Source organism: Nocardioides sp., assembly GCF_035703625.1.
In the GTDB taxonomy this organism is placed as follows: Bacteria; Actinomycetota; Actinomycetes; order Propionibacteriales; family Nocardioidaceae; genus Nocardioides.
Genome location: NZ_DASSXS010000264.1, coordinates 1 through 7,705, shown reverse-complemented (window position 1 = coordinate 7,705; position 7,705 = coordinate 1). Strand labels below are relative to the sequence as shown.

Genomic DNA, 7,705 nt, shown 5'->3' with positions numbered 1-7,705 from the left:
ACACTGAGCTGTGGCAAGCGTCTCGACCGCGCCTTGATCCAAACTTATCGGTAGGCCCCGTGGGACTCGAACCCACAACCAAAGGATTAAAAGTCCTCTGCTCTGCCAATTGAGCTAGGGGCCCGGGCGGTGGCGTGGCTGGCCTGCCGCAGCCTACTGGTCCACCCGGGACGGCTCGGGCCGACGTCGTGCCCCGTGCGGACCCGCAGGGTCAGCGGGCGAAGTTCTGGACGATGAACCAGTTCTTGCCGTTGGCGTCCTTGGCCACGCCGAGCCCGATCACGCGCGGCTTGAACGACAGCAGGTTGTGGCGGTGCCCCGCCGACTGCATCCACGCCTTCACGGTGCCGCGCGCGACATCGGCTGCGGTCATGCCCGGCGACACGGGGTACTTGGCGAGGTTCTCGCTGACGTAGGACCGGTTGCACTGGCTCAGGACCCTGCCCAGCTTGCGGTGGGTCAGGGTGTTTGCCTGCGCCAGGTGCCGGGCCCAGCTCTCTGCCATGCGGTCGATGCACTCGTTGCCCCGGACGGCCTTCCGGCCACGCTCCACCCGCTTGTTGTTGGTCGAGCGGATCACCGAGGACTCCATGCGGTCGGTGTACGACGGACCCGCGGAGGCGGGTGAGCTGCCCACGAGCACCACCACGAAACCGAGCGATGCGAGCAGGGCGACGAACACGGTGAGTGAGTGCTGAACCATCGGCATTTCGAACTCCCAGCGAGCGACGGTGTGGACGGTTCACCCCGCGCGCCAGTGCCGGCAGACTCACTGGGAACTGCCGCGCCGGGCCGGACGTCTCGACCCGGACGGCGTCACGCGAGCAGGATTCCCACCGGTCATTGCCGTCAAACCCGGAAGTCTTCGCAAGGCGGGCGGCCGAGGTCGCCGAACAGGTCAGAGCGGGGGCAGGCCGAGCACGTCGCGCGCGGCGTTCTCCAGTCGTTCGCCGCGGTCGTGCGTCCCGAGGTGGCCCGTGAGGAACGCGGCGGCGTACTGCCCCTCCTGGCTCCACCAGCCGATGCTGCCGCCGAGGCCGCCCATGCCGTAGCCGTCGGGCTCCAGGGCCACACCGAGACCCCACTCCCGCTCCCCGCCCATGACCAGCTCGGGGCCGGTCCCGCGCCCGCGCGTCACCTCCTCGAGGACGGCCCGGCCCACCAGCTTCCCGTGGGCGAGGGCGACGTAGAACCCGGCCACGGCGCGTGCGGTCCCGTGACCGTTGACTGCCGGCACCTCGGCCCGCCGCCACCTGTCGCCGTTGACGACCCGGAGGTCTCGCGCACCCGGCGGGTTCGACACCGCCCGGCGATAGAGGTCGGACGCCGTCGCCTGGGAGGCCCGGAAGTCCGCGCCGAGGCCGGCCAGGTCGGCCGTTCTGGACAGCTCGGCATGACCCAGCCCGATGTGGAAGTCCAGGTCGTGGGGCCCACAGATCTCCTCGCGAAGGAAACGCCCCAGCGAACGGCCGTCCACCGCGCGGACGACCTGGCCGAGCAGGTGGCCGTAGAACAGCGCAGACTCGCCCTGGGCAGTCCCGGGTGGCCACGCCGGCGCCTGCCGGGACAGGAGGGAGCACATCAGCTCCCAGTCGTAGAACGCCTCCTCGGTCGCCTCCTCGTCCAGTACGACGACGCCGGCGCGGTGCGAGAGCACGTCACGGACCGTGGCCTCGGCCCGCAGCTCCGGCCAGTAGCGCTGCATCGGAGCATCGAGCTCGACCAGGCCGCGGTCGACCAGCGTCAGCACGCACAGGGCGGCGAAGGGCTTCGTCACCGAGTAGGGCATCACCAGGGTGTCGGACCGCCAGGGCCGGCGGTGCGCGACGTCGGCATGGCCGCCCCAGAGGTCGACCACCCACCGGCCGTCGTGCCAGACGGCAAACGAGGCGCCCGTGCCCTGCTGCTCGACCAGCACCTCGTCGAACACGTCGCGGACGCGCGAGTACGGCGGTGCCACCATTCCCTCAGTCGTCATGCCCAGACACTCCCATCCTGGCCGGACGCCACCAGACCGAGCCGGTCGGAACCTGGTGGTCCCGTGCCCACACGGCAGGTGCTGCACGCCTCCGGGCTCACCCAGATCGGGGGAGCAGCGTCAGGAAGGTGGACGACATGCTCCTCCCATGGCGAGCACGGGACGTCGCGCTCGGCGTTGGACACTGCGCTGGGGTGACCTGGGGCGCGCCGTGCTGGCGCTCGTCGGGTTCGCGCTCGGGCTCATCGTCGCCTCGTGGCTCGTGCCCGACTTCAACGTCGGAGGCGTCGGCCGCGCGCTGGTGGCCGCCGTCCTGATCTTCGTGATCGGCGGCCTCCTCCGGCCGGTGCTCGTGGTGATCGCGGCGTTGCTGGGCTGGGTCGGGGCGATCCTGATCGGCCTGTTCGGCCAGGCGCTGGTGATCTGGGTGGTGCTCTCGGCGGTTCCCGGCGACGAGGTCAGGCTGTGGTCCTCCTTCGTCGCCTCCTGGGTGGTCGCCGCCGTCGCCACGCTGTTCGTGTGGGTCGCGACCGCCGGTACCGACGACGCGGTGACGGCCAGCCTGCTCCGCGGCGCTCGCCGCAAGCGGCCGCGTGAGCTGGAGGACGCCGACATCCCGGGTGTGGTGTTCGTCCAGGCCGACGGGGTGCCGTATCCCGTGCTCGAGTGGGGGGTCCGCGCCGGGACGCTGCCCACGCTCGCGCGCTGGGTGCGCAGCGGCTCGCACCACATGGCCGAGTGGCGTCCCAAGCTCCCCGCCACCACCCCGGCCAGCCAGATGGGGATCCTGCACGGAACCATCGAGGGCATCCCCGCCTTCCGTTGGGTGGAGCGCTCCGAGGGACGGGTCTACGTCGCCAACAAGCCGGCCGATGCCGCGATCATCGAGGAGCGGCACTCCAACGGCCGCGGGCTGCTCGTCGACGACGGCGTCTCCGTGAGCAACCTGTTCACCGGCGACGCCCCGGTGGCCTACGCGACCATGAGTGCGGTCCAGCGCACGAGGGAGACCCGTCAGGCGCGGGTCACCCTGTCGAGCTTCCTGGCTCGACCGGGCGGCCTGGCGCGCAGCATGTCGCGGACCTTCAGCGAGATCGCGCGCGAGCGCTTCCAGGCCTCGCGTGCACGGCGGCGCGACGTACGCCCCCGGGTGCACCGCGGCTGGAGCTTCACGCTCGAGAGGGCCGCGCTGAGCGGCGTGCTGCGCGACCTGAACACCACCCTGGTCGCCGACGCGATGCTGCGCGGGAGGCGCTCGGTCTACGTGGACTACGTCGACTACGACGCCGTCGCCCACCACGCGGGGATCTCCCAGCCCGAGTCGCTGGCCGCACTCGAGGGCATCGACGCCGTGCTCGCGCAGCTCGAGTCGGTGGCCGAGGTGGCGCCGCGCAAGTACCACTTCGTGGTGCTCTCCGACCACGGCCAGTCGCAGGGCGAGGTCTTCGCCGACCGGTACGGCGAGGACCTCTCCGCCCTTGTCCGGCGACTCTCCGACGCCAGTGTCCTCGCGTCAGGGTCGAACGAGGAGGGCAGCGGTTCGCTGAACTCGATGATCGCGGCCTCCAGCGACCCCGACACCGTGGTCGGCCGGGCCCTGGGCAAGGCCTCGGACCGACTCTCGGCGCAGAAGTTCGACTCCGCCGACCGGGCCGACGAGGCCGAGCGTGGCCGGGCCGGGGCCGACGACGCCTCCGAGCAGTTCCTGGTGTTCGGCTCCGGCAACCTCGGGCTGATCTACGTGTCGGGGGAGACGCAGCGGCTGACGGTGGACGACCTGGCCGCGCGGTTCCCGGCGCTGTTGCCCGGCCTCGTCGCACACCCGGGCATCGCGTTCGCGGTGGTGGACACCGTCGAGCACGGGCCGGTCGCGATCGGCGCCCATGGTGAGCACCGCGTCCGCGAGGGGGTGATCGTGGGGCAGGACCCGCTCGCGCCCTTCGGCCCGGAGGCGCCCGGGTTCGTGCTGCGTGCGGCCACGATGCCCGAGGCTCCCGACATCTACGTCAACAGCCTGCTCGACGACATGCAGGAGGTGGCGGCGTTCGAAGGGCTGGTGGGCTGCCACGGCGGGCTGGGCGGCTGGCAGGACCGGGCGATGATCGTGTGGCCGCGCGATCTGCCCGGGCCGGAGCGGATGGTCGTCGGCGCGGACGCGGTGCACGAGCTGCTCGTCGGGTGGTTGGAGCTGCTGGGCCACCGTCAGGGCGTCCGCGCACCCGGCGCCGGGCACACCGGCACCGAGCCGGCGCGCTCGGTCTGAGCGGGGCACGCCTACTCCGGCTTCCGCCCACCTGCCCGTGCCTCCGCCCGAGCACTGGCCACCGCCCTGATGCGCGAGGAGAGGAGGGCGACCGCCGTACCGATGAAGACCACGTTGAACACGATCTGGACCAGCACCATCGCGCGCGCCACCTGTCCCACCGCGTGCACGTCGCCGTAACCGACGCTGGATGCCGTGGTGGCGGTGAAGTAGAGCGCATCCAGCCGGGTCTCCATCTGGGCGAACTGGGTCGGGTCGCGCTGCTGGAGGGTGAAGTAGCAGAACGAGAAGACCGTCATCACCACCACGATCGACACGATCAGGCCGTCGACCCGCCGGTCCTGGTCATCGAGGTGCAGGCGGAGCTGCCGCACTACTCCCACCACCAGGAGGGCGAGCACCAGGAGGGAGAGCAGGATCCGGATCAGGGTCCCGCGCTCGAGCTCCCGTGACACGGGAGCGAGGAAGTAGACCAGCACGACCGCACCGAGCACGACCCCGAGGTGTACCCAGCGTCTCCACCCGACCATCGACTCGTTCCTCCGCTTCTGTGGTGACCGTGGCACCTGCCCGCTGCCTCTGGTTCACCCGCTAAGGGTGAGGGGTCTGGGGGTGGACCGCACCACGCTGGTGCTCACGCTGCCGACGGTCGGCAGCCGCACCGGGAGGCGGCGCGCCATGGCCTTCGCCCGAGTCCGTGCGGTCGTGAGGCGCGGGTTCGAGTTCGTCCAGTGGGTGCTGGGCACCGTGCCCGTCGTCCGCAGCGTGGTCAGGGGACTGGTCCGGATCGAGCTGATCGACCGGTCCATGGCGATCGCCGCCCAGGCGATGCTCGCGCTCGTGCCGATGCTCGTGATGCTGGCCGCCTTCCTCCCGGAGGAGTTCACCGCGCTGGCCGTCGAGCGGTTCCGCGACCTGACCGGAGTGGGTGGGACCGGCGAGCAGATGATCCAGGCGAACGTGGACCCGGATCAGGTGCGTGCCCAGACCGGGGTGATCGGGCTGCTGATCACGTTGTTCTCCGCGACCTCCTTCGCGCGCGCGGTCCAGCGGATGTACGAGAAGATCTGGGAGCAGCCCCACATCGGGGGGATGGTCGGCATCCGACGCAGCAGCGTGTGGCTGGTCGGCTGGCTGCTGACCCTGCAGACGCTGGCAGGGCTGGGGTTCGTCCTCGACCGGGTCGCCGACTTCGGGGTCCTGCGCTACCTGGTGCAGGGGGCGGGGGCCACGCTCCTGTGGTGGTGGACGTCGAGGATCCTGCTGTTCGGACGGGTGCCCTGGCGGACCCTCCTCGTCGGAGCCCTCCTGACCGGCTACTCGCTCATGCTCTACAGCTGGGGGTCGGGGCTCGTCATGCCGGCGTACGTCGCCTCCAGTGCGGCCGCGTTCGGGACGCTCGGGCTGATCCTGGCCGTCACCACGTGGCTGGTCGGCTTTGCCGGCCTGCTGGTCGTGGCCAGCGTGGTCGGGCGGGCCCTGGTCGAGGACTCCCAGGTCCAGCGCCTGGCCCGTGCCGTCGCCCGGCGGGTCCCGGTGCTGCGGACGCGCGTGTCAGGCGGGCTTCCCGGCTGAGGGACCGACCGGCCCGGGGCTGGGCAGGGTCGGCCGCCCGGACAGCAGCTCGAGCAGCAGCAGGATCAGCGCGGCGACCGCGACCACGACCAGCGTCCACGCTCCGGTGGGGTGGTCGGCCAGGGCATAGACCAGCACGGCCCCGCCCAGGACGGTCGCCCGCAGCGGCCCTCGGTTGGTGTAGACGAAGTCGCCGACCCGCCCGGTCGCGAGCCCGGCGCTGTCCCGCCGGTGCCGGACCGCGTCGAGGGCCCGGGTCGTGCCCCGCCGCACCGACGCCGGTGCCTGCTCGGGACCACTGACCCACGCCACGAACGCCACGGCCAGGGAGATGACCAGCAGGGCCCGCAGGTTCAGCCGGATGAACTCGACGATCTGGTCGAAGATCACCGCGGCAGCGTCGGCCGGGAGACGGTCGCTCGGGACCGCGTCCAGGTAGACGATGCGGAACAGGTTGAGCGCCGCGCCCAGGACCAGCATGGAACCGGCGATGACCAGTGCCCCGATGGCCAGGGTCCGACGGCGCCTGACCGACACCGCCACGGCGATGCCGAGCAGCGCGAGTGCGATCAGCGGCAGGGCGCGGGCGGTGGCGTCGAGCAGCCGGAACGCCGTCTGCGCCCGCGCCAGCTCGTCCGACTGGAACAGGGTGACGTCGGCGGACACCTGGGGGATGCGCGAGGCGAGCGTGAAGCCGGAGTCCAGCAGCTGCTCCTTGACCCGGTCGATGACCACGCCGAGGTTGAGCTGGACCGTCCCGCCACTGACCTCGACCGCCTCCCCGGTCTCGCCGGTGAGCACGGCCACCATCTGGGTGTGCGCGACGCGGTTGGCGGCCGCCCAGGCGTCGGCGAACTCGTCCGAGCTGACGATCCGCGCCACCTGGTTGCTGACGAATGTCTCGACGCCCTGGGCCAGCGGACCGGAGAGGGCGGTCAGGCTGGCGACCGCTCGTGGTGGGAGTCCACGCTCCCCCAGTGCGTCGATGGCGTCCTTGGTGACCGCCTCGACGTCGAGCAGGCCCATGATCCGGGCCGTGAGCCGAGCCGTCACGGCGGCCTGGACCTCGGGGGAGTCGGCAAGCGGGGCGACCGTCTCGACGTACCGGTCGGTGTCCGACACCTCGTCGTGCGCCCACGTGGCCAGGATCGAGAGCGGCGCCAGCACCCCGACCAGCAGGAGGCAGAGGCCGATGACCGGGACGCGCCACCATCCGCCATGGCGCTCGGGCCGGTCGTGGGACGCGGTCTGGAGCTCGCCCTGGAGTCGCTCCACCTCGGCGCGGAGCCGGGCCACCTCCGCGGCGCTGTCGGCGGGCATGTCGGTCATGTCGCCGGCTGGGCTGCTCCGGGCACCGACGTGCTGGTGGAGCGCCGTTCCTCACTGCGGAGCACGAGGCCGGCCACGATGGCGATGAAGCCGTAGGAGAACAACCAGACAGCGACGATGACCACGAGCAGGCCGAGCGAGACCTCCGGGGCGATGAGCAGGAAGCCTCCGGCCAGGACGCTGAGAACCCCGAGCCCGAGGTCCCAACCGCGCCGGTGCGAGTCGTGGGAGCGCAGCGCGGCGACGATGTCGACGAGACCCGCGGCCATCCACCAGACCCCGAGGATCATGCCGATGACCAGCACCGTCTGCAGGGGGGACCGCAGGCAGAGGAGGCCGAGGACGAGCGCCAGCGCACCGAACATGCCGGCGACCGCCCGGGTGCTGCCGTCCACGTGCCGCGACGCCACGGCCATGACCAGCCGGAAGGCGCCGGTGAGGATGAGCTGGATGCCGATCAGGACGGCCAGCACCTTGAGCGTCTGGTCGGGCCACAGGACCAGGACGAGGCCGAGCCCCATCGTGAGCAGGCCGTAGGTGAGCACCAGCCCCCAGTGGTC

General features: G+C 71.6%; 7 protein-coding genes and 1 tRNA gene. 2 read left to right on the top strand and 6 right to left on the bottom strand.

Annotated features, from left to right (window positions below; genetic code table 11):
* Positions 1 to 51: 51 nt before the first annotated feature.
* The 3 genes from VFN12_RS13870 to VFN12_RS13860 all read right to left on the bottom strand — a co-directional run bounded on the left by VFN12_RS13870 (position 52) and on the right by VFN12_RS13860 (position 1,978).
* Positions 52 to 124: transfer RNA gene (locus tag VFN12_RS13870), tRNA-Lys, on the bottom strand.
* Positions 125 to 211: 87 nt separating this feature from the next.
* Positions 212 to 709 carry a CAP domain-containing protein gene (locus VFN12_RS13865; RefSeq protein WP_325119310.1) on the bottom strand — a complete coding sequence of 166 codons (498 nt, stop codon included), beginning with the start codon at positions 707 to 709 and terminating at the stop codon, positions 212 to 214.
* 189 nt (positions 710 to 898) lie between these two features.
* Positions 899 to 1,978, bottom strand: a complete 1,080-nt coding sequence (locus VFN12_RS13860; protein ID WP_325119309.1) for a serine hydrolase domain-containing protein — start codon at positions 1,976 to 1,978, stop codon at positions 899 to 901.
* 148 nt (positions 1,979 to 2,126) lie between these two features.
* Between VFN12_RS13860 and VFN12_RS13855 the strand changes: the two genes are divergently transcribed.
* Positions 2,127 to 4,241 (top strand): phage holin family protein, encoded by a 2,115-nt coding sequence (locus VFN12_RS13855; RefSeq protein ID WP_325119307.1) that lies wholly within the window; start codon positions 2,127 to 2,129, stop codon positions 4,239 to 4,241.
* 11 nt (positions 4,242 to 4,252) lie between these two features.
* Here VFN12_RS13855 and VFN12_RS13850 read toward each other — a convergent pair whose 3' ends face one another.
* Positions 4,253 to 4,771: a potassium channel family protein gene (locus VFN12_RS13850; RefSeq protein ID WP_325119306.1), complete on the bottom strand. Its 519-nt coding sequence runs from the start codon at positions 4,769 to 4,771 to the stop codon at positions 4,253 to 4,255.
* 82 nt (positions 4,772 to 4,853) lie between these two features.
* Between VFN12_RS13850 and VFN12_RS13845 the strand changes: the two genes are divergently transcribed.
* Positions 4,854 to 5,816, top strand: coding sequence for a YhjD/YihY/BrkB family envelope integrity protein (locus tag VFN12_RS13845; protein ID WP_325119305.1), 963 nt, complete (start codon positions 4,854 to 4,856; stop codon positions 5,814 to 5,816).
* Here VFN12_RS13845 and VFN12_RS13840 read toward each other — a convergent pair.
* Together VFN12_RS13840 and VFN12_RS13835 are read right to left on the bottom strand one after the other, a co-directional pair.
* Positions 5,796 to 7,145: a hypothetical protein gene (locus VFN12_RS13840; RefSeq protein ID WP_325119304.1), complete on the bottom strand. Its 1,350-nt coding sequence runs from the start codon at positions 7,143 to 7,145 to the stop codon at positions 5,796 to 5,798. The genes VFN12_RS13845 and VFN12_RS13840 overlap by 21 nt on opposite strands.
* Positions 7,142 to 7,705: HdeD family acid-resistance protein (locus VFN12_RS13835; protein ID WP_325119303.1), on the bottom strand; the 564-nt coding region annotated here is incomplete at its 5' end. The genes VFN12_RS13835 and VFN12_RS13840, both read right to left, overlap by 4 nt.